Source organism: Microcoleus sp. Pol12B4, assembly GCF_036701385.1.
GTDB lineage: Bacteria > Cyanobacteriota > Cyanobacteriia > Cyanobacteriales > Microcoleaceae > Microcoleus.
Genome location: NZ_JAUBQR010000114.1, coordinates 1 through 21,147 on the forward strand (window position 1 = coordinate 1; position 21,147 = coordinate 21,147).

Below are 21,147 nucleotides of genomic sequence, written 5' to 3' on the forward strand. Positions count from 1 at the left end.
TGCGGTTTTCCCACAAACACTAAACCGAATATGCGAGTTAAATTTAGCGCTGTCAAACCGTTAACTAAAAGCAGCACAATTACCAGCCACAAAGGCACAGTCCAAAAACCGTTGAGCCAGCGTCGCATCGCCCAAAAGTTCCCCAAAGGCAACAGCGCTACCATCCCCGCAGCGCCTACTAAATAAGCCGTAGTCGTGGCAGGCATCTTCGACCACAACCCACCCATTTCTGTTAAATCTTGAGTGTTAGTTGTAGTAATAATTGACCCTACGCTCATGAATAATAGGCCTTTGGCGATCGAGTGCGCGAACAGCAACAGCAAAGCAATGTCAACTTGATTTAGCCCCACGGCGATAAACACCAAACCCAAAGAAGCGCTGGTAGAATGCGATAGTGCTCTTTTGATGTCGATTTGGGCGATCGCTACCAAGGAAGCCCCAACAGCCGTCACCGCACCCAAAACCACCAGCACCCCACCAGTCACGGGCGACAGCGCTAAAACAGGCTGAAGTTTAATCAAAACATAAGCCCCAGCGCCCACAACTACAGTATTCCGCATAATCGAAGCCGGGTTGGGTCCTTCCATCGCCTCGTCGAGCCATAGATGGAAGGGAAATTGAGCGCACTTGGCCGTAGGTGCGGAGATTAAAGCCAAACCTAAAAGAGTCGCCACTAGGGGAGACAAAGTTGCAGTTTCCGCCCATGTTTCCAAATCGGAAAAATTCAAACTTCCTGCTAAAGTTGAAAGCGTCACTACTCCCATCAACAGTGGCACGTCTCCTACACGCTTGGTTAAAAACGCATCTCTAGCGGCTGTTACTACCAGCGGTTGAGCGTACCAAAACCCGACTAGCAAATAAGTTGAAAGCGTCAGCACTTCCAACAAAGCGTAAGTTAGAAGCAGCGAATCGCTAATGGCAATGCCGCTAATTGCCGCTTCAAAAAAACCCATCAGCCCAAAAAATCGAGCTAGCGCCCAGTCTTTTTCCATGTAGCCTAGAGCGTAAATTTGTGCTAGCAAACTCAGAACACTAACTAACTCCATTGCTCCGACGCTGACGGTGGAGATTTCTATTGCAAAAGACAAATCTAAATCTGCTGCTTGTACCCAGTGCACTAGCAACTGTTGGGGCGGTTGATCCCAAGTCGCTGTAAAAATAACTGACCCGTGTATGAAAGCCAACACAGTCATCAGCAAATTGAAGTAAGCTGCCGGTCTCGGGCCTGTTGTGCGAACGGTTCCCGTAGACCAAGGCAAAGTTAAAATTGCGCCTATCAAGCCATATAAAGGTACCCACCAACAGGCTTGGAGGAGAAATTGAGTCATCAGAAAAATGGGTAGAAACCCCGTGCTTTTAGCACGGCTTTACATTAATTTAAATCCCCTCGCGGGGTGGATGGGTATGGTTGCCCCTCCGATGAGGTATGGTTGCCTCAAACTCCCATTTCTGGGGTAAAGTTAGCTTCGCCAAGGTTTTCTGAGCTTGTTAGGCTAGCAGCACTACTTCAGTGACCTTAAAGTTGTTTAACTACTAGCGACAGAGCAGGGGACTAGCTTCGCATCCGCCCGGTGTCGTGACTCAAAAAACGTAGTCAGTTAAGACTTAGGCTGGGCAGGATGGCTTGTTAGATTTGTCTTTCAAGCCTCATGCCTTTAGGCTGAGGTTCCTGACTTAATTTATCCCTTAAACTTCAAATTACGGGCTGCCTTTATACAAAAACAGTCGCGGGCGATCGCGTGATACCCTAAAACTTTGACTAAACCCGATCGTATAGTTCTGGCAAAATAATTTGCACCCAAGATTCACTATACATTAAAGTATCAAAACTGAGAATTTTCTCAACACAAAATTAGTTCTTGAGTAGAAGAGGCACTCAAAGAAAAAAATGCCTGCCGATGGGCCAAGACTGCCTTTTTTGCCGATTTCCCCGCGATCCCCCTTTTGGAATCCCCAAATTTCCCGGCAGTGATTAGCTCCGGCTTTACATACCGAACTCTACTTTATATGAGTATTATTACTTACTTTAATCTCCCTGGCTGTCGGCATCTAGCCCTCTTTATATTAAGATTATTAAATAAATATTAAATTATTTTAAGTAACATAAAAAATTTTAATTTTTGTTATTAAACATTATGATGTTAGTTTATATTGTCAAGGTGGACAGCTTCCCCTATTCTTATAGGATAGGAAGCTTTACACTGCATTACTAAAAAATGTGGGCCTCCCCGTCCAAATTTTTAGATTTCTCAAAGATTTGTAACGGTAATTTCGCTCATCCTCAAAGGAGATTCAAAAATGTCAATTGCCGTGGGAATGATTGAGACAAAAGGTTTTCCCGCTGTTGTGGAAGCTGCCGATGCTATGGTCAAAGCTGCCCGCGTTACCCTCGTGGGCTATGAAAAAATTGGCAGCGCCCGCGTCACCGTAATTGTGCGCGGCAACGTGTCGGAAGTCCAAGCCTCAGTCGCAGCAGGAGTGGAATCCGTCAAGCGGGTGAACGGCGGAGAAGTCGTCTCTACCCACATCATCGCTCGCCCCCACGAAAACCTAGAATATGTTCTGCCGATTCGATATACAGAAGCAGTAGAACAGTTCCGAGGCTACTAAGTTCTTAACGCACAAAAATTTCTTTTAACGAAAATTTGTGCCATCGTCAAAAATTAACTGTTTAGTTCCCCAAATATTCAATCAGGAGTAAAACCAATGGCAATTGCAGTTGGCATGATCGAAACCTTAGGCTTCCCCGCAGTTGTAGAAGCCGCTGACGCGATGGTCAAAGCAGCCCGCGTCACCTTGGTAGGCTACGAAAAAATCGGTAGCGCTCGGGTTACGGTCATTGTAAGAGGAGATGTCTCGGAAGTGCAAGCTTCTGTCGCAGCCGGAGTAGAGTCAGTGAAGCGCGTTAACGGCGGACAAGTGATGTCCACCCACATTATCGCCCGCCCTCATGAAAACTTAGAATACGTGTTGCCGATTCGCTATACCGAAGCTGTAGAACAGTTCCGTGAAGGCGTCAGCGGCATTCGCCCTCTCAACAGATCATAAGATAGGCGATCGGCTGTTAGGGGCGTTTGGTAATTAAAAATTAAAAATCGCGATGTTTTTGATTTAGCATTTTTAATTTTTAATTGAGGTGGGTATGGGATATTGGTTATTAGTCATCAGTCATCGGTCATGAGTGATTAGTTACTAGACGAAGCTCTAAAAGGCGGACAGCGGACTGAGGAAAGCTAATTAAAAAAAGACAAGTGACAGTGTAAAAATGACAATTACCAATTACCTATTACCTATTACCTAAAATGCAAATGGCCAAAGTTCTCGGCACAGTTGTCAGTACCCAAAAAGAGCCGACGCTGAGAGGATCGAAATTTCTACTGCTGCAATTCATTGATGAGGAAGGTTCACCAGTTCCCGGCTATGAGGTAGCCGCTGACTGTGTGGGCGCTGGTATCGATGAATGGGTTTTAGTGACCCGAGGCAGCGCAGCCCGGATCGCGCCCGGAAGCGAAAACCGTCCGATCGATGCTCTGGTAGTAGGCATTATAGATACTGTCAATGTAGAAAACCGCCTCATTTACAGTAAAAAAGACGACCCATACGGCTAGTTGCAACCGTTAGCAGTTAGCAGTTAGTGGAAAAATAACTAACAACTAACAACTAACAACTAACAACTAACAACTAACAACTAACAAAAAGATTTTTCAGTTTAGGAGAACTTAATTTATGGCAGTCCGCAACGTTGCGGCTCCCCCGACGCCTTGGTCGAAAAACTTGGCTGAGCCCAAAATTCACGATACCGCCTTCGTACATTCCTTTTCTAACATTATTGGGGATGTGCATATCGGTTCTAATGTGATGATTGCCCCCGGGACATCTATCCGCGCCGATGAAGGCACTCCTTTTTATATCGGACAAGGAAGCAACATTCAAGACGGAGTAGTGATTCACGGCCTAGAACAAGGCCGAGTCACAGGAGACGACGGCAAGTCGTATTCTGTGTGGGTGGGGAAAAATACTTCCCTGACCCACATGAGTTTAATTCACGGCCCTGCCTACGTGGGCGACGATAGCTTTATCGGCTTTCGCTCTACGGTGTTCAATGCCAGAGTGGGCAACGGCTGCATTGTCATGATGCACGTACTAATTAAAGATGTGGAGATTCCCCCCGGTAAGTACGTACCTTCGGGAGCCATTATCACTAATCAGAAGCAAGCCGATCGCTTGCCTGACGTTCAAGATTCTGACATTCAATTTGCGACCCATGTCATCGGCATCAATGACGCTCTGAGAACGGGTTATCGCTGCGCTGAGAACATCGCCTGTCTAGCACCAATTCGCAACGAGAAAAGTACCAACCCAAATATGACTCAAACCAAATATTCTACCCATGCCGGCACCCAATTGAGTCCAACTCTTGCCGATAGCATCCGCAATTTACTAGCTCAAGGATACAGCGTGGGAGCAGAACACGCCGACGCGCGCCGCTTCCGTACCGGTTCTTGGCGTACTTGCGGCCCGATTTCCTCAACCCGTGACTCAGAAGTAATCGCGGCTTTGTCAGCTTGCATGGCTGAACACCAAGGAGAATACGTCCGCTTGATCGGGATTGACACCAAAGCCAAGCGCCGCGTACTAGAAGAAATCGTCCAAAGACCGGGAGACAACGGCTCTAACGGTTCTAACGGTGCGAAAACTCACCAATCTAACGGTAAAGTGGCACAAGCTTCATACCACAATAGCGGTTCCGTGTCAAATGGAAAATTGAGTGCCGAAACAGTGGCTCAGGTTCGCAGCTTGCTAGCTCAAGGCTACAAAGTGGGTACGGAACACGCCGACGCGCGCCGCTTCCGCACCAGTTCTTGGCAAAGCGGGGCTTCGCTGCAAGTCAGAAACGAATCTGAGGCGATCGCCGCTTTGGAAGCTGTGATGAATCAGTACCCGGGCGAGTACGTGCGCTTGATTGGGATTGACCCGAAAGCTAAGCGGCGTATCGTTGAAGAACTTATTCAGCGTCCAGACGGACCCGTGGCTCAATCGGCTAAGCCGGCAGCAACATCGGGATACAAAGCAGCTTCGACTGGTTCGGCCAGCAGCGGAAGTTTGACTGGCAAGACGATCGACCAAATCCGCAACCTGCTTTCCCAAGGCTACAAAATTGGCACGGAACACGCCGACGCGCGCCGTTTCCGCACCGGTTCTTGGAGCAGTTGCGCCCCGATCTCATCCAACCGCGAATCTGAAGTGATTTCTGCCCTCGAAAGCTGTCTCAAAGAACACAGCGGCGAGTACGTCCGTTTGCTTGGCATCGACTCCAAGGCGAAGCGCCGGGTACTCGAAGAAATTATCCAACGACCTTAATTTGCCTGGTAATTAGTTTGTTTCTCCCGTTAAGCCGTCGTACAGGTGTCCACGGGAGAAATCCAAACGGATTGAAGTTGGATTTGAGATAGTTGAAAAGCTCGATTGAGAAGAGTGAGTCAAACAAAATCTAGAATCTTCTGGAACTTTCTAGAAAACGTTAAAGGATCAATCTTCTCAGTATTAGTAAATTATCGTTTCTTAGATTGAGAGGGTTAAATTTATTAGTCGAAAAAACCCATAATTTAAAGTCTTTTGATCTAAAAAAATAGCTCCTTTAATGGTGAAGTTGAATGTATTTATCGCCACTGCAATTAAGTAGCAACTCTCAGATTTTGATGAGTGGCGATGTAGTTGTGAATGAGGGTGCGGCGATCGCCCTTGGAGCAATCCTGCAAGCAGATCCGGGCAGCCGGATCTCAATCGCCGCCGGTGCATGTATCGGTATGGGAGTTATCCTTCACGCCCGTGAAGGTACTCTGGAAATCGCGGCGGGCGTTATTCTGGGTGCAGGGGTGCTGGTGGTAGGTGCGGGAACGATCGGGGAAAATGCCTGTATTGGGGCCGGGACGACCCTAATAGATCCTTGTATCGAAAAAATGCAAATTATGCCAGCAGGTTCTCTAATGGGAGATACCAGCCGCCAAGCCGCCGCAGAAGAAGCAACCGCAACACCGCCAACAGCAGCGCCAACATCACCCGAAACCCCCGAAGCCACTACGCCACAAGTTGATCGACCGATCGAGCCGATCGAGCCGATCGAGCCGATCGAGCCGATCGAGCCGATCGAGCCGATCGAGCCGATCGAGCCGCCACAACCCGCCCAAACACCGCCTCAAACTGCGCCAGAGACTGCCCCAGAGCCCGCGGAATCCACCGCCCCAGAGCCTCCCCAACCAGGGGAAACGCCAACTATTCTGTACGGTCAAGCTCACATCAATCGGCTGTTGGGGACGCTGTTTCCGCACCGACAAGCTTTTAATCGCTCGGAGGAAAATGGCCAAACTCTATCGGGTGGTTCCGGGTAGCCGTCATTTCGCCAAAAGGCAGCTATGCTGAAGGCAGATAGATCAAATATAAATAGGTAATCTCATATTATTGGTAGCTCAGCAATTTGTAAGGCCTTGCAGCAGCAATCTGTGTCTTGTAGCTCGTGCAGTCTGTCTTCTCATCTGAGAAACTATAAACTATCAACAAATTTTTATTTTGGGAAGTTTCTAAGGGTAATAGAAGATGGACGGACAAACGGATCGTAACAGTCACGAAGAACGATCGCAGCGCCAGGAATACTTCAAAGACACTGCTTTGGGTTTGGTATCCACCAAGAGTTTTCCGGCTATTGTGGGGACTGCTGACATGATGCTGAAGTCGGCAGGAGTGATTTTAGTAGGGTACGAAAAAATTGGTTCCGGTCACTGTACGGCGATCGTCCGGGGCAGAATTTCGGATGTGCGTTTGGCTGTGGAAGCGGGAGCTCAAACTGCTGAACAGTTCGGGCAGTTTGTTTCTAAGTTGGTGATTCCTAGACCTTTGGCTAATTTGGAAGTGGTTTTGCCGATCGGCTTTCGGCTGACTGAACTTTCCGAAAGTGGCAATTATTCTCGGCTTAGCAACCAGGCGATCGGTTTGCTCGAAACCCGCGGATTTCCGGCAATGGTCGGTGCTTGCGATGCTATGCTCAAATCCGCAGACGTACACTTGGCAGCTTACGAGAAAATTGGCGCCGGTTTGTGCACGGCAATTATTCGCGGTGCAGTTGCCGATGTAGCAGTAGCCGTAGAGGCCGGGATGTACGAAGCTGAGCGAATTGGCGAGTTGAACGCGGTGATGGTTATTCCGAGGCCTTTGGAAGATTTGGAACAAACTTTACCGCTGGCGAGTTGCTGGATAGAGCAGCGTAAACCTGTGATGATGCCCGTCTCGGTTAAGGAAAAGGAACAAGAATTGATCGAACTTCCAGATTTGGAGAAATTGAGGGTTTATGTCGAAGAGGAAATTAATCGGTAATTGGTAATTAGGTAACAAAAGTTTGTAGAGGCGTGCTGTTGCAAATACTGAGACGAAGTTTGTCAAAAAAATATATAGTTTACTCGGTGGGACTTTGGGCAACAATTTATACTGAGTAGCGGTCTCAAACTTAATTGCGCGATCGAGCCGATCGCAGCCGCATCAAGAAACACACAGCACCAAGTAAAACTAGACTTTTAAGCGAAAGTCGATCGGGTAAACGAACTGACTAATAAGTCAATCCAGCCGACGTGCAGAGCCTTTCAACAGGATTTAACTACTGTTAAAATAAACCAAAAATCCTGTCTAGGGTAGATTGCCGGGAATCATTTAAGAGTTAATCTGACTGCGGGTGGATGCTCTTTCAACAGATTAACGGCTGTCGAACTCAAAACTGACTGCACAGGAATCACCCCCAGCATCAAGCAATCCTGAAAGTTGACCTATGAACCTCAAACAATTTTACAAGCGTGGTTTGCACAGCGCTAAGAAAGGAAACTATGAAGCGGCACTTGAGGACTTCGATGAGATACTGCAAGTCAATCCCGCCGATGCCAAAGCCTACAACAATCGCGGCTTGGTTTACTATTACATGAAAGACTACCAAAAAGCGATCGCCGACCTCAGCAAAGCCCTAGATATCAATCCTAATTTCTTCGAGGCTTACTTGAATCGAGGCAATGCTTGGCGTCATCTCGGAGAACACGAAAAAGCCATTGAAGATCTCAACTGCGCTTTAGCAAATAAGCCTAACAGCCACGCTATCTACAACAACCGAGGACTTGTACTTGCTAATTTAGGAAATTACGAAGAAGCAATAGAAGACTACGATCGAGCTATATCTATCAATTCCCACAATTATAAAACCTATTACAACCGGGGGCGCGCTTACTACCTTTTGGGAGAAAAAGAGGCAGCAACGGAAAACTTTAACGAAACGCTGCGGTTGAATCCTAAATATATCAAAGCTTACATAAATCGAGGTCTCTGTTACCACCAATTAGGAGACAATACGCAGGCGATTGCCGATTACAACACTGCACTCGGAATCGATCCACACAATGTTTATGCCTATTATAACAGAGGTTGCGTTCGCTATAAATTAAGACAAATGCAGCTTGCAATTGAAGACTTTGATAAAGCAGTGGAACTCGATCCGAACTATGTGAAAGCTTATCTCAACCGGGGTTTAGCGCTGTATAAACTTGGAGATATTACGGCAGCCAATAAGGATTTCTACCATGTAATGTGCATTAATGCTGAAGCTTATTTATACTACCAAGCACAGAGGTGTACGCCTGACATTAATTCGTACTTCAAGGAAGCGCCACAGGTCGAACTTAATAATGCTGCCGAATACTACAACACAACATTAAATACGATGTCAACTTCCTTAAGTTCAGCAGCATTAAACGCGGTCTGGAATCAAGAAGATTTGGAGAACAGAGACTCGATTATCTGTGAAGGTGAATTTATTAATGATTGATTTAGTCAGTAATCAAGGATCTTCGGTACTTAGTCGGCTAAAATGTTACAAGAATATCCAATTGTAGCACACTAAGTACGGAAGATCCATAAACATTAACTGAAACTAAAGGATTGCTATATCACTCTGATTGTTGATTATCCGTCTCTCGCCAACTGTTGGAGAACTTGTAACTCTACATCCATCGCTATGCGTCACTTATAGCGTTTTTATCTTTTCACGCTTTTATTTTAATACTCCGAGAGTGACAGAAAAGAGGTAAGGTTCGGTAACGCCATTCAAGATTTTAAGCTCAGCCGTTCTCCCGCAAGGGGAACTTCAATTTCCGTTTAACACTTGAACAATTGAATCAGTAAGTTCCTGAAAGCTTGCTCTCCCAAGCCGCGGGACAGCAGCAAGGGCTAGGTTCTCTTCTATATGTTTTGGCGCTTTCATCCCTACAAGGGCACTCAGGAGGCCAGGGGCGCTGCGGGTATATTGGAGCGCCCGCTGGCAGTCTGTCTGCAAGCGATCGCCAAAAGCAGAAGCAATCTTTTCTGGGATCTGACCGATAACCTGCGCTTCACAGATCGACCTACTGGCGATCGCCCAAATGCCTAAACGATCTGCAGCTTCCAATACTGAAACTTGTTCTCCTTCGATTGTTTGAGTTGGAGTTAGCACCGCTTCCGGCATCCCCATATTCAAAGGAAGCTGGATAAACCGAAACCCATCCTCTTTGTTCCCAGCTACTTCCCGAGCAATGGACTTCGCACGCGCCAGATAGATATGGTACTTTTCAGTTGGAGGTACGCGAAAAGCATTCCAAGTTGCCACACCGTAATTAGCAATTTTTCCAGCTAAAACCGCACCTTCAAGTACCTCAAAAACCTCTCGCAACCGATTGTAAAAAGTATCGGGTTCAACTTGAGAAAGTAGCTTTTCTGGATTGTGAAGATAGTAGACATCGATTGTCTCAATGCCGAGGTTGGCGAGGCTCCAATTAAGCTGATCTTGAATGTATTCTGGGTGGATGCAGTAACGCTCCTCAGCCAAATCTGCCATGCTGACAGTAGAGTTGTTTGGCTCGACGTACTGCTGATAAAACCACTCTACATGGTTGGGAGTTGGATGCGGAACAACGCCGCCTTTCGTGCAGATAATTAGTTCATCTCTTGAAGCCTCTCCCGATTCCAAGAGACGCCGGATAGCCTTTCCGACACTCCGCTCTCCGTACTGGTAGCGGTAGTTAATTGCTGAGTCAATTACGTTGGCACCCCGCCGAACCGATTCCACTACAGCGGACGCCACAAGAGTGTCAGTATACTCATCTGGTTCCCCAAGGTAGGTGCCAATTCCAATCGAGCTGGCAACGAGCGAACCAGTTTCTCGGAAGTGATCGGCTGCACAGTTTTTTTTGTGCCGTTCCCTGTAACGCCCCGTTCCTTCTGCGGTAGCTCTGCCTGCGATCGCGATCGCATTACTACTTCCTAACATAAAAATCTTTTGCCTTCTCTTAAATAAACTAATCAGGAATTTCGCAAGTCTAAGCGATGCTTGATTTAAAATTCTCCTCAAAGTGAGCCAGGTAGAAACGCGATCGCTCGCGCCTCTACATTTTTAGACCAGATGTTTGGGAGCCTCTATTAACTGGCGATCGACGAGATAGGAAAAATAAGTCCGAAACAAACTCGCATCCGCTTGCGGGCAGATAATATCCGTTCCACAAAGTTCCTTCAACGCATTCTGGCAATCGAATTGCAGCGTGGCAGATTTAGCCATTTCTGCTTCCGAAACTTTTTCGGAGAAAAGACCGACAAGCGGATACAACGCATTTTCTGGAGAATATCCAGCGCGATTGATTATTTCTGCTTGCCAAGCCTCAGACGAAACTCGTTTGATGGGATAACCCATTGAGCAAATCCAGCCAAGCAATTCGCTCATTTGAAAGGACTGAGGGTTGACTAAATGAAAAGTCTTTCCGAGCAATTCTTTTTGCCTCGAAAGATGAACGATCGCTCGGCTCACATAGTCAACAGGCGCTACATTCATCAGCTTATCGTCATCGGGCGCGCATCCAAGTTGCACGCAACCAGCGATTAACCTGTACAGTAAGTCACTGGGATTGCAGACCCCTGTTTGGCTGTCCCCAGAAATGCGACCTGGCCTGTAAATGCTAACAGGAATGCCCCGACCGCGCGCTACCTCTACTAACTTTTCTGCCACCCACTTAGTCTGAGTGTAAGCGCCTTTTAGACCCTCTCCCGGAGTGAGTTCATCCTCCTCTCGCACCACCTTAATCCCAGATTCTCCCATTGCCGAGACAACGGAAATCGTAGAAATTAAATGGACTGGTTTTAGCTTACTTTGACTCGCCAATCTCAGAACTTCCTGCGTCCCCAAAACGTTAGCGGGTTTGAGAACCGAGTAGGGATAAGTAAACTTGACAAACGCGCCATTGTGGTAAATGACATCAATTTTACTGGCTAAAATTCGGAACTGCTCCTCGGAAAGCCCCAAAAGTGGTTGAGACAAATCTCCAGCAATTGGGATAATGCGATCGCTGCTGCTTTCATCCCAAATTAAATAGGATTCCAGGCTGCTTTGAATTCGCTTTTTAGCTGATTCTGAATCGGCAGAACGGACTAGGCAATAAATTTCTGCTTGAGTTTGTTGCAAGAGGTCGCGGAGTAAAAAGGCTCCCAAAAAGCCCGTCGCACCTGTTAAGAGAATGCAAGCTGGTTCAGTTTTTGGCTCGCTCAATGGAGTTGCAGGGCGAATTGCCGGATCTAAAACAACTTCAGCGTTAATATCGAAACTTGCAGTGCGATCGCCCGCAGAATCCGCCCCATGCTTCATCTCAATATTCTTTGCTAAAGCAGCGATGGTAGGCGCTTCAAAGAAACGGCGCAAGGGCAATTCCTTTTGGAAAGAATCTCTTACTTTTGCTAGCAACTGAGTAATCAGTAATGAATGTCCCCCCAAATCAAAGAAATTGTCATAAATTCCCACTTTTTCCAGCCCTAGCAGCTCAGCCCAAATCTCAGCAAGCATTTTCTCCATGGGAGTGCTAGGAGCGACAAAAGTATCTGCTAAATCGGCTCTCGCCGCCTCCGGCGCTGGGAGCGCCCGCCGGTCTATTTTTCCATTAGCCGTGAGGGGCAATGCTTTCAGTACGACCAAAGCAGAAGGAACCATGTAGTCGGGCAGTTTTTCTTTTAAAAATGACCGCAGCTCGTTAATAGCGAGCGCTGATTCCCTCGCGGGTACAACATAGGCCACTAAGCGCTGATTCCCAGGTTCATGTTCCAGTAGCAAAACTACTGCTTCGCGCACAGCAGAATGTTGAGATAGCGCTGCTTCTATTTCCCCCAATTCAATGCGGAACCCTCGCAGTTTAGCTTGGCTGTCTATCCGCCCTAAAAACTCAATATTTCCGTCCGGCAAATACCGAGCCAAATCTCCTGTTTTATACAGACGCGCTCCTGGTTCGGCGTCGAAGGGGTTGAGGATGAATTTTTCTTCTGTTAAGTGGGGTTTGTTTAGATAGCCGCGAGCTAAAGAAGCACCGCCGATGTATAACTCGCCGGACACGCCAATGGGAACTGGCTGCAAGTGCGAATCAAGTAAATAAATCTGCGCGTTATTGATAGGGCGACCGAGAGGAACTGTCTCAGAAATGCAATTTTCTAGGTCTTTGATGGGATAAGCCAGCACGCCTACGGTTGCTTCTGTTGGCCCGTAATGGTTGAAAACTAAACAGTCGGGGGCGTATTTCTCAATAGTTTCCAGCAAATTCCAACTTAAGGCTTCGCCGCCAAGGATTAATCGCTGTTTCGGCAAAACCTGCGCCGGATCGGAAGCAGTTAATAAAGCTTTTAGATGGGAGGGAACGATTTTGAGACAGTCAATGGAATGCTGCTGAAAGTAAGCAGCGATCGCCTCTGGATCGGTGGCGCGTTCCTGGGAAATTATGTGAAGGCTTCCTCCCGTACATAAAGCTGGAAAAATTACTGTATTTCCTAAGTCGGCTGCCAAGGTAGAAACGGTTGCGAAACTGCCACCTGATGGCAGGTTTAGCTGTTCCTGAATGCTGTAGAGGTAATTGACGAGCGATCGGTGTTCAATTGCCACTCCCTTTGGCGTGCCAGTGGAACCGGAAGTATAAATGACATAAGCTAAATTTTCAGGAGAGAGAGGAGGAGAGGGAGAGGGGGAGACAGAGGGAATTTCTGCGTCTAAGCAAAGGATTTTTGCCTGAGTTTTTGGCAAGTTTTCGATTAGCTGTTGTTGCGTTAATAGCACTGCCACTCCGGCATCCTGCAACATCAAGGCGAGCCGCTCTTTTGGCATGGCCGGATCGAGTGGCAAGTACGCGCCGCCTGCTTTGAGAATGCCGAGCATTCCGGCGATCGCATCCACAGATCGCTCAGCACAAATTCCCACTAATCCTTCGGATTTAACTCCTAATTCTTGTAGGTAATGAGCGATTTGGTTCGCGCGGGCGTTGAGTTCCCGGTAAGTGAGCTGCTGATTTTCACAGATCACCGCAAGGCGATCTGGTACGCGCTCCGCTTGTTGCTCAAATAGCTGGTGAATGCACTTGTCTTTTGGGTAATCTTTCTGTGTTTGGTTGAACGCAACTAAGACTTGGTGGCGGGCGCGATCGCTGAGAATTTCCAACTCGCCGAGAGCGGTTTCTGGGTGATTAGCTGCACTTTTTATTAAGGTGTAGTATTGCTCTGCTAAACATTGGATCGCTTGTTCTCCTATCAAGACCGGATCGTAGTGAAACTCAGCGATGAGAGCATCCTCTCGGCGCACGCAGGAGAGTTTAACTTTGAAGCGATCGCCGCAGACATATTGCTGGTAAATTGAAAAATCTACGCCAGCCGCGGCATGCTTTTCTAGTTGTTCCTCAAACTCAAAACAAAATGGAAATCCAGGCGAGCCGTTTATATCTTCCCGGTTGAAATATTCCTGCCATTTATAAGCATCGCTTTGGGATTGCTGAATTTCCTGCCATAATTCCTGAAAGGTAAAATTTTCTTGCAGTTGGCTGCGAAGCGGTAAAAACTTGGCAAATAGACCGAGTGCTGGTTCTAATTCTTCATATTTGCGATTGTCGAAGGCGGTGCCAATAATGATTTCTGCCTTTCCCAACCGCCGCCAGAGCAAAGTTTTCCAGCAAGCTAGAAAGAAAGCAGATATTGAGGTTTTGTAGCGGCGGGCGATCGCTTCTATTTCTGCTAGTAAACTCAGTTCTATTTTAACCTCAAAAAAATTCGGTTCAAATCGATCGGACGCGCTGCTATTTTTAGTTTCAAAAGGCAATTTTAAACTGGCTAGGGCCGAGTAATCCCGCTGAGTCCAATATTTTTTGCCCTCTGTCGCCTCTTCATCCTCAATCAATTCATTCTGCCATTCCGAATATTGGACATATTGCACCACTTCGTCGGCTAGTTCCTCACCTTGCAAGCAAGCTGCATAACACTGGCTAATTTCTCTAATTAGATTTTTGATGGTGCGGGAATCGGCGCACAGGGAAGGCAGGCTGACAAGCAAAATGTGCCTGTTTGCTGATAGAGAAATTAAGGATAAGCGCCAAATTGGATTTTGCTCAAAGTTGAAAACTGAGCGCTTTTCGTTTTGAAAAATTTCAGGGAGTTTAGCCGCTTGTTCTGGCGGGGTAAAGCATTCGAGATTAACGATCTGCCAGGAAATTAAGCTGCGATCGCCGATGACTTGAATCGGAAATTTAATCCCAGAACGTCGCTGAAAGCTCGTCCGCAGAATTTCGTGGCGATCGCTGACTTTTTGCAGCGCTTCTTTTAAGGCATTTGTTTGGAGATTACCCTCGATCAAAATCGCACATTGAGCGCGGTAAGCGGGACTATCTTGTTGCAACAGCCACAGATATTTTTGTTGAGGAGAAAGCCGAAATCCATTAATTGTTTGCATTGGTTATATTGCTTTATGTTTTAGGATCGCCAGGGACTTAAGTCCAAAGCTTATAGCTCAAGTCCGTTAAAACTCACATCTTGCACCATTCTCAAGAACAGGCTTTCCGGCCTGTGAAGCGAAGAGTAGATTTTATTGTGGGGTGGGCAGGAGAGCCCGCCCATAAAAGGCTGATTGAGAATGGTGCAACATATAAGTTAAAACAGACTATGGGAAAGGCGTTGAAGTGGCGAATACTGGCAATTTTAACTTCCTAGCAGAGTCGGATAAAGCAGAATTTGGCGGGATAGAAGTCAGCTTTTAAATCTCTGCTTCACCGATCATTTCGCCCATCGCTACCACAATTTTGCGCGGCCCGACAAATGGATTGCGGCTGTGAGCCGCCAACATATTATCTAACATTAATATGTCGCCAGCTTGCCAAGGGAAACTAACGGTTGCCTGCTGATAGACGGCCTGAATTTCTGCCATTACCGAGTCTTCAATCGGAGTGCCGTCGCCGTAATAAACATTGCGAGGCAGGTTTGCTTCTCCAAAGACAGATAATAAGGAGTTGCGGACGGCGGGATCTAAGCAGGAAATGTGGTGCAAAGGAAGTTGGTTAAAAAATACCATATCTCCAGTTTTGGGGTGCTTGGCGATCGCCGGCCTCCGCTTGCGAGTTCTGAGCTTATTTCCGTCTTTCCACTCAAATTCTATGCCCGCTTGACGGCAATATTGTTCCACCTCAGTTTTATGCGCCGTTTTGAAAAATTCTTGCCAGCTTACATCGAGTCCGTCGGTGTAATTGCGGACGTACATCAGTTGCTTTTGGGCAAATTTTTCTCGGAGTTTGGGGTCTAGCAACTGGTAAACTTTCCGGCAATCAACGATCGGGGTTTCGCCGCCTGACTGCGCGGGTTGAACGCAGAAAAACCAGATTTTCATTGGCCAGCGGTGCAGGTGCGAACTTTCGTTGTGAAAGAAGATGGTTTGCTCGGCGGGATAAGGGGTCGAACCGTAAACTTTTCCGCCGATTCCTTCGCGCGGCAAATCTCCGTACTCGCCGAACAGTTGCGGACAAATCCCCAAGGCAAACTGCTCGAAAGTAGAAACTAAGGGTTCGATGAAGCCTCGAAACAAAATTGCACCGTGTTGCTGCAATTTGGTCTCGATCGATGTTCGGTTGTTTTTCGCCCAATCAATGAGATCGACATCGCTGGCAGCGGGTTTAATGACTAGCGGGAATAGTTCCCCAGGCTGGAGAAATTCGGTTTTGATCAACTCGCCGTCTGGCAGAGTGACTACTTTCGGTTTAACACTCTTAAACTTGCTAAAATTCAGCTTTTCGCGCTTGACTTCTTGCATTGCTTGTTGTTTTTTTTCCGCTTCCGTGAGAATTTCTAAGTTATTTAACCGAGTCTCAGGCTCCGCCACAATGCTGTTGAGTAAGGTTTCAAAACGGCTGGACATTTGCTCGATGGCGGCGGCCTCGAAAAGGTCAGTGTTGTACTTCCAAGTGCCTGCAATTCCCTGCTCGGTTTCTCCCACGAAGAGAACTAAATCAAATTTGGCGATGCCGCTGTCTTGTTCTAAGGGTGTCAAAGTTAACCCGCCTAGCTCTAAAGCAGGCATGGGCATATTTTGCATGACGAATAAGACTTGAAAGAGCGGTGTTTGATTCAGGCTGCGATCGGGCCGCAATTCCTCCACCAATTTGTCGAATGGTAAATCCTGGTGAGCGTAGGCTTTTAAGGTGACTTCGCGCACGCGATCGAGCAATTCAATGAAAGTAGGATTGCCGCTGAGATCGCCGCGCAAAAGCAAGATATTGACAAAGAAACCAATCAGAGCCTCTGTTTCCAATTGGGTGCGGTTGGCGAGGTCGGTGCCAACCACCATGTCATCCTGATTTGTCGATCGATATAGCAGCGTTTCAAGAGCAGCTAGCAACGTCATAAATAGGGTGACATTTTGTTGGCGGCTCAGCTTGTTGAGCGCGGCAGAAAGGTTTGGGGAAAGCTGGAAAGGTTGAAGGGCAGCGCGATAGGTAGAAACAGCGGCGCGCGGTTGTTTGGCAGGCAGTTGCAGCACTGGTAAGGGATTGCCTAAGTGTTGCTTCCAATAGGCAAGTTTTTCTTCTAAAACTTCCCCAGAGAGCCAGTTTCGCTGCCACACGGCATAATCGGCGTATTGGATGGAAAGTTCGGGAAGTGGGGAGGGTTTGCCAGTGCAAAAAGCTTCGTAGAGGGTTGCCATTTCCCGCACGAGTACCCCTAGGGACCAGCCATCTGCAACGATGTGATGGATGGTTAGCAATAAGATAAATTCTGTGTCGCCTAACTGTAGCAAAGTGACTCGCATTAATGGCCAGTTTGCTAAGTCAAAAGGTTGCCGCGCTTCCTCGGCGGCGAGCCGCATGGCTTCTGCTTCTCGCTGAGATTGAGGAAAGTGCTGCAAATCTATAACTGAGAGCGCGAAAGTAGGTTCGGGAATTATTAACTGAATGGGCCGCCCTTCCACCGCGCCAAAAGTTGTCCGCAAGGCTTCGTGGCGATTGATAACTGCTTGGAAACTGCGCTCTAATGCTGTTACGTCGATCGCACCTTTCAAGCGCACGGCTGCGGGGATATTGTAAGCCGGATCGCCCGGTTGCAACCGATCGAGAAACCAGAGCCGCTGTTGTGCGAAAGAAAGGGGCAATTCTCCATCCCGCGAGACACGCTCGATGGGGGGTGCTTCCAGTTTTTGCTCGCTGCTGCTGATTTGAGAAATGCGATCGCTCAAACTTGCCACTGTTGGCGATTCAAATAAGACGCGCAGGGGCAATTCAATTTTAAACGCTTCTCGCAGGCGCGCGATCGCCTGAGTAGCTAATAGGGAATGTCCTCCCAATTCAAAGAAGTTATCCTCGCTGCCAATTCCCTCGACGCCTAACACTTCGCTCCAGATGCCAGCAACCATTTCTTCCACAGGCGATCGCACCGCGGAGATCGCGCTTTTTTCCGGTGCAGGCAGCGATCGGCGATCCACCTTGCCATTCGGCAAAAGCGGCAGCGCCTCCAGCAGCACGAAGGCTGAAGGCACCATATACTCCGGCAATTTTTGTTTTAAATCGCCGCATAACTCATCTGCAAGGCTCGACGATTGAAACTCTGAAAAACTGTTTTCTGCCTGGTGTCCAGCGATATAAGCGACTAGACGCTTGTTGCCCGGGCTATCTTCCCTGACGATAACAGCCGTCTCCCGCACGGCTGGATGTCGCTCCAATACAGCCTCTATTTCTCCTAGTTCGATGCGGAAACCGCGAATTTTTACCTGGCGATCGATGCGCCCTAGAAATTCGATCGTTCCATCGGGAAGCCACCGCCCTAAATCTCCGGTTTTGTACATTAAATCTTTGTCAATTCCTGGCAGCGGTTTTGCTGTATTTGGAAAGGGATTTTCAACAAAGCTTAATTGAGTATTCTTTTCATCTTTCCAATAGCCCTCGCCGACACCAAATCCCGACACGCAAATCTCTCCCGGCACTCCGACGGGCACTAACTTCATCTGAGAGTCGAGGATGTAAAGATTTAAATTGGCGAGGGGTTGGCCAATGGATAGCGATCGCTGATTTTCCGGCAAAGGTTTTTCAATAATTGCCTGCGTAATATCGTCAGCCGCTTCTGTAGGGCCATAAGCATTGACAACGCCGATCGAGGGATACAGGCGCAACCACTGATTCGCCAACTCTACCGAGACGGATTCTCCCGTTACCATCATCCATTTTAAATTGGGGAACGCTCGTTGCTGCGGCGATAATTTTGAAAGATAATCTGTCAATCCTCGGACAACGGTGGGAACGAGTTCGACGAGGGTTAATTTGTGTTTTTGAATGACTTCAAACACTTTTTCTGGATTGTAAATTGTTTCCGCGTCGGCAATTACGGTTTTTCCGCCAATTAAAAGAGGCGCTAAAAATTGCCAAACCGAAATATCCGATGAAGCAGGAGCGCTTTGCAAAAAAGCAAACTCTTCAGTCAATCCCCGCGCCTCAAATTGGGCGTAAATGTGATTGAGCGCGCCGCCGTGTCGGATAATAGCTGCCTTGGGCAATCCGGTGGAACCGGAGGTATAAATTGCGTAAGCTGGATCGGTGCCGCGATTGCTAGTTTCTAAATTGGCTGCAGGCAGTTTATCGAAATCGCGGCGATCGCATATCTGAACCTCGGCGGCGATCGCCGCGCCCTCCGGCTTGACATCTAAACAAGCCAAATATTTTAACTGAGGGCAATACTCGATTTGGCTTGCCAAAATCTCTAAAAATGAAGCGTCTGTTAAGAGAATCCGCACTTCGCTGTGAGAAAGCATATAGCGAATTCTCTCAGCAGGATAAGTGCTGTCAATGGGAACGTAGACTCCCCCCGCTTTTAAAATAGCGAGAATAGCGATGAGAAAATTCGGACTCCGTTTTTGCAGAATTCCCACCAGTTGCCGATTTTTGACTCCTAAACTCTGCAAAAATCTGGCGAGTTGATTCGCTTTTGCGTTCAGTTCGCGATAAGTTAACTGAGTTTCTTCAAAAACAACAGCTATGCGATCGGGCGTTTTTTCGACTTGGCTTTCAAATAACTCGTGAATCGTTCGATCGACAGGATACTCTCTAGCATTGTCGTTAAAATTTTCTAAGAGCTGGCGGATTTCCGATTGGCTTAAAAAACTAAGATCCGCAATTTTAAGGTGAATGTTGTTGGTGACGTTTTCCAAAAGATTGACATAGTGTGCCGTCAGTCTTCTGATGGTTTCATCTTTGAAAAGCAAGCCGCTGTACTCAATTTTGCCGACAATCCGATTGCCATCGACTTTCAAAGCAATTGTTAAATCATTGCCGAGTTGCGCCAGATCGCTTGCAGAGTGAATGTTTTCCCATAAAACCGCTACGTCAAAAATTGGACAGCGACTCTGAGTTTCAGGAAGTTTTAACAACCGCACTAATTCTGCAAACGGATAATTTTGGTGGCTGTAGGCAGCGATCGCAGTATCTTTGAGTTGCAGCAGAAACTCTTTAAAAGTCAGTTGAGGAGTTACAGTGGAGCGCAGCGGAACCACTCGATTAATTAAGCGATCGCTTTTTTCTGGGTTATAAACCGGCGAGCCGACAATAACATCCCTATTGCTCGTATATTTGTGGAGCAGTATTTTAGCGGTAGCGAGGAGAATTAGATAAATTGACAAATCGGATTTTTTTGCCAACTTAAAAATCGTTTCAGACAGTTGGCTCGACAGTTCAAATGTGACCTCTCGCTCTTGACCGCTATCTAGCACAGGTCTTACATAATCGGCTATCAAAGTTGTCTCCGGCAGTTCCCCGGAGAGCTTGTTTAACCAATAAATTTGTTGAGACAACAAGTTATCAGAAATGGGGGTAAGCGGCCTGATTTGATTGGCTACGGCTATCATCGATCGTCTCCTTACATTATTAAAAAAATTGAAAAAAGTTATGGCAATTAGGAATTCAAGCAATCGGACAAGGCTTGTTTGAGAATCAGGCAGCCTTTTTTCAAAATCGGCCATTCTATAGTTAGCGGGGGCAAGATTTTGATCGCGGTATCATTTCTCCCAACTCTCTCGACGATTAATCCCAACTCGAAACACCGCGAAGTGACCTTTTTAGCAAAACTGGCACCGCCAAACTTTACCAAATCAATGCCCCAAATTAAACCAATTCCTCGGATCTCTATTTTTTCGCTGATGGGGGCGATTTCTTCGGCGAGGAATTTTTTTAACAAAAACTCTTTCACTTGTACTTCGGGTTCAAGGCGGATATTCTCTCGATACTCTAGAGCAGCGGCAGCTCCTACGAAAGCGAGTTGATTTCCCCGAAATGTACCCGTATGTTCGCCCGGTTCCCAAATATCCAACTCAGGTTTAATCAACAAAAGCGACATCGGAAAGCCGTAACCGCTGATCGATTTGGAGAGAATTACCATATCGGGAACGATATTAGCTCTTTCAAATGAGAAGAATGGCCCTGTCCGCCCGCAACCCACTTGAATGTCGTCGCAAATTAATAAAATGTCGTGGCGCGAGCACAAGTCTCTGAGTTGTTGCATCCACTCGACGGGCGCGACAATTACTCCCCCTTCAGCTTGCACTGTTTCAAAAATAATTGCCGCTGGTTTTTCGATTCCAGAATTGACATCATTTAGGACTGCTTCGATATAACCGATAGTATTAAAACTTTCCATGAACCCATAGGGATAGGGCATAAAAGTGACGTTATTTGAGGTTACGCCTGCCCCCGCTCTCGCTGCTATATTGCCAGTCGCAGCTAAACTGCCTAACGTCATGCCGTGATAGGCTCCCATGAATGAGAAAATGCCCGGTCTTTT

General features: G+C 47.2%; 12 protein-coding genes. 7 read left to right on the forward strand and 5 right to left on the reverse strand.

From position 1 onward, the window contains the following. Positions 1-1,328, reverse strand: a 1,328-nt coding sequence (locus tag QUA38_RS16465) for an NAD(P)H-quinone oxidoreductase subunit F (RefSeq protein ID WP_333163467.1), incomplete at its 3' end; no start/stop codon positions are given. Positions 1,329-2,298: 970 nt separating this feature from the next. Here QUA38_RS16465 and QUA38_RS16470 point away from each other — a divergent pair. From QUA38_RS16470 to QUA38_RS16500, 7 genes are all read left to right on the forward strand, one after another. Then, positions 2,299-2,610, forward strand: coding sequence for a carbon dioxide-concentrating mechanism protein CcmK (locus QUA38_RS16470; RefSeq protein ID WP_006635059.1), 312 nt, complete (start codon positions 2,299-2,301; stop codon positions 2,608-2,610). Between the two features lie 96 nt (positions 2,611-2,706). After that, positions 2,707-3,048, forward strand: coding sequence for a carbon dioxide-concentrating mechanism protein CcmK (locus tag QUA38_RS16475; protein WP_006635058.1), 342 nt, complete (start codon positions 2,707-2,709; stop codon positions 3,046-3,048). A gap of 254 nt (positions 3,049-3,302) precedes the next feature. Next, the gene (locus QUA38_RS16480) at positions 3,303-3,608 is read left to right on the forward strand and encodes a EutN/CcmL family microcompartment protein (protein WP_006635057.1); all 306 of its coding nucleotides are present in this window, start codon (positions 3,303-3,305) and stop codon (positions 3,606-3,608) included. 118 nt (positions 3,609-3,726) lie between these two features. Then, entirely contained in the window at positions 3,727-5,361 is a 1,635-nt protein-coding gene (locus QUA38_RS16485; protein WP_333163469.1) for a ribulose bisphosphate carboxylase small subunit, read from the forward strand. 293 nt (positions 5,362-5,654) lie between these two features. After that, positions 5,655-6,389, forward strand: a complete 735-nt coding sequence (locus tag QUA38_RS16490; protein ID WP_333163471.1) for a carbon dioxide concentrating mechanism protein — start codon at positions 5,655-5,657, stop codon at positions 6,387-6,389. Positions 6,390-6,594: 205 nt separating this feature from the next. Continuing rightward, positions 6,595-7,368 carry a BMC domain-containing protein gene (locus QUA38_RS16495; RefSeq protein WP_333096970.1) on the forward strand — a complete coding sequence of 258 codons (774 nt, stop codon included), beginning with the start codon at positions 6,595-6,597 and terminating at the stop codon, positions 7,366-7,368. Positions 7,369-7,813: 445 nt separating this feature from the next. Further along, a complete protein-coding gene (locus QUA38_RS16500; RefSeq protein WP_333163473.1) occupies positions 7,814-8,854 on the forward strand; it encodes a tetratricopeptide repeat protein in 1,041 nt (346 codons plus the stop codon). A gap of 318 nt (positions 8,855-9,172) precedes the next feature. On the opposite strand, the gene QUA38_RS16505 is transcribed toward QUA38_RS16500, so the two are convergent. The 4 genes from QUA38_RS16505 to QUA38_RS16520 form a co-directional block, all read right to left on the reverse strand. After that, on the reverse strand, positions 9,173-10,330 hold the full coding sequence (locus tag QUA38_RS16505; RefSeq protein WP_333163475.1) for an aldo/keto reductase: 1,158 nt from the start codon (positions 10,328-10,330) through the stop codon (positions 9,173-9,175). Between the two features lie 123 nt (positions 10,331-10,453). After that, the gene (locus tag QUA38_RS16510; protein WP_333163477.1) at positions 10,454-14,794 is read right to left on the reverse strand and encodes an amino acid adenylation domain-containing protein; all 4,341 of its coding nucleotides are present in this window, start codon (positions 14,792-14,794) and stop codon (positions 10,454-10,456) included. Positions 14,795-15,094: 300 nt separating this feature from the next. Continuing rightward, positions 15,095-20,215 (reverse strand): amino acid adenylation domain-containing protein, encoded by a 5,121-nt coding sequence (locus tag QUA38_RS16515; RefSeq protein WP_333163479.1) that lies wholly within the window; start codon positions 20,213-20,215, stop codon positions 15,095-15,097. Positions 20,216-20,262: 47 nt separating this feature from the next. Then, a partial coding sequence (locus QUA38_RS16520; protein WP_333163481.1) for an aminotransferase class III-fold pyridoxal phosphate-dependent enzyme occupies positions 20,263-21,147 on the reverse strand: 885 nt, incomplete at its 5' end.

Excerpts from the sequence above, each read along its gene's own strand:
- QUA38_RS16470 (WP_006635059.1), top strand. The coding sequence starts at position 2,299 with ATGTCAATTGCCGTGGGAATGATTGAGACAAAAGGTTTTCCCGCTGTT.
- QUA38_RS16475 (WP_006635058.1), top strand. The coding sequence starts at position 2,707 with ATGGCAATTGCAGTTGGCATGATCGAAACCTTAGGCTTCCCCGCAGTT.
- QUA38_RS16480 (WP_006635057.1), top strand. The coding sequence starts at position 3,303 with ATGCAAATGGCCAAAGTTCTCGGCACAGTTGTCAGTACCCAAAAAGAG.
- QUA38_RS16485 (WP_333163469.1), top strand. The coding sequence starts at position 3,727 with ATGGCAGTCCGCAACGTTGCGGCTCCCCCGACGCCTTGGTCGAAAAAC.
- QUA38_RS16490 (WP_333163471.1), top strand. The coding sequence starts at position 5,655 with ATGTATTTATCGCCACTGCAATTAAGTAGCAACTCTCAGATTTTGATG.
- QUA38_RS16495 (WP_333096970.1), top strand. The coding sequence starts at position 6,595 with ATGGACGGACAAACGGATCGTAACAGTCACGAAGAACGATCGCAGCGC.
- QUA38_RS16500 (WP_333163473.1), top strand. The coding sequence starts at position 7,814 with ATGAACCTCAAACAATTTTACAAGCGTGGTTTGCACAGCGCTAAGAAA.
- QUA38_RS16505 (WP_333163475.1), bottom strand. The coding sequence starts at position 10,330 with ATGTTAGGAAGTAGTAATGCGATCGCGATCGCAGGCAGAGCTACCGCA.
- QUA38_RS16510 (WP_333163477.1), bottom strand. The coding sequence starts at position 14,794 with ATGCAAACAATTAATGGATTTCGGCTTTCTCCTCAACAAAAATATCTG.
- QUA38_RS16515 (WP_333163479.1), bottom strand. The coding sequence starts at position 20,215 with ATGATAGCCGTAGCCAATCAAATCAGGCCGCTTACCCCCATTTCTGAT.